This window comes from Gammaproteobacteria bacterium (assembly GCA_003696665.1).
GTDB lineage: Bacteria > Pseudomonadota > Gammaproteobacteria > Enterobacterales.
Map to the genome: position 1 here is coordinate 1 of RFGJ01000128.1, position 1565 is coordinate 1565.

General features: G+C 54.8%; 3 protein-coding genes. All 3 read left to right on the forward strand.

Annotation, left to right across the window (positions count from 1 at the left end; all coding sequences use genetic code 11):
* Positions 1-124, forward strand: a 124-nt coding sequence (locus D6694_03945) for a hypothetical protein (protein ID RMH46015.1), incomplete at its 5' end; no start/stop codon positions are given.
* A 3-nt stretch (positions 125-127) separates the two neighbouring features.
* Entirely contained in the window at positions 128-1000 is an 873-nt protein-coding gene (gene rsgA / locus D6694_03950; GenBank protein RMH46016.1) for a ribosome small subunit-dependent GTPase A, read from the forward strand.
* 155 nt (positions 1001-1155) lie between these two features.
* Positions 1156-1565: TonB-dependent receptor (locus D6694_03955; GenBank protein RMH46017.1), on the forward strand; the 410-nt coding region annotated here is incomplete at its 3' end.

Genomic DNA, 1565 nt, shown 5'->3' on the forward strand with positions numbered 1-1565 from the left:
CGTTGTGACCTACACGACACATGACATGGATGCGCTCGGTCGTAACGACCTGATATGTGCGGCAAAAATCGATCAATTGCTCAATGTTGGCCAATTTGGCCCCAAAGAGATCTCCACCGAATAAGTGATGGCGTTGCTGGAAGGAAGGGTCATCAGCCGCTTTGGACAACAAGCGGACGTGGAAGCGGGTGGGCAGGTTTTTCGCTGTGCCGTTCGTCGAAAACTGGCCGATATTGTGTGCGGTGACAAGGTCATTGTCGATACCACATCGCCGACACCTGTCATTACCAAGCGACTGCCTCGCGCCACAGTCCTGAAGCGGCGCCTCCGCTATCAGGGACTTAAAGCGGTGGCCGCCAATCTCACTCAAGTCTGTCTGGTGGCCACCGCTGAAACCTCCACCCTCGTCATCGACAAATACATAGTTGCAGTGGCGCTTTCTGATTTGCCCGTTTTGCTTGTCGTCAACAAAGCCGACCTATTCGGTGACGCTGCTGCCGACGCATTGGCTCGTCAGTACCGACCAGTGACAAAAGACGCCATAATCTGCAGTGCCAAAAGTGGCACGGGTATGGCGACGCTGCGCGAGCGCCTGAAAAACCAAATCAGCGTGCTGGTTGGTCAATCCGGTGTGGGAAAGTCCACGATTACGAATGCCCTCATTCCGGATGCCCACGCCGACACCGGTGAAGTGTCCGAAACGTCGGGGCTTGGCAAACATACCACCAGTGTGGCCAGACTTTACCATCTGCCGAGCGGTGGTGATTTAATTGACTCACCCGGCATTCGAGAATTCTCGCTGGATTATGTTGCCCCCGACGAAGTGCAGCGAGGTTTTTCGGACATTCTCGCGTATGCCAACCAATGCCGCTTCCGCAACTGTCTGCACGTCAAAGAACCCGGTTGCGCCGTCCGAGCTGCCGTGCAGGAGCAAGCCATCTCACCACACCGTTATGACAATTACCTGAAGATACTGGCAGAAACCGGCCAAACCGTTTGAACCAGTCTGGCGAGTGTCCGCGGAACCTTCTCAGTCTTGGGTAATTTGCATTCACCCGGAGACTGGACTATAGGTTGGAGGGCCTCCTCATCTTTAGGGGGCATCAAGCGAAAATGCGTGAATAGCATAACAATAACACTGAGGGAGGTCTCTCAATGTCACATTCTTTCAAATATGGACCGCTCGCACTGGCCATCGGCTTTGCTTTGACCACTAGCGCATGGGCAGCGGACGATCAAACCGACGATGAAAAAGCCAAAGAAGATGCACCAGTGGTCGTGATTGTCGGTTCACGTGCCGCACCAAGATCAGTGACGGATTCTCCGGTGCCGGTGGACGTCATCTCAGCAGAAGAAATGCTTGCGACCGGCACCCCAGATATGAACTCGATTCTGAGCACCGTGGTGCCCTCGTACAATGTTAACGCGCAGCCAATCAGTGATGCGGCAACGCTGGTGCGCCCGGCTAACCTGCGTGGTCTGCCGCCGGACAATACGCTGATTCTGGTCAATGGCAAGCGACGCCACCGTTCAGCCGTGATTACCTTCTTAGGCGGTGGTGTTTC

Coding starts and splice junctions, on each gene's coding strand:
- rsgA (RMH46016.1), top strand. CDS start 128: ATGGCGTTGCTGGAAGGAAGGGTCATCAGCCGCTTTGGACAACAAGCG.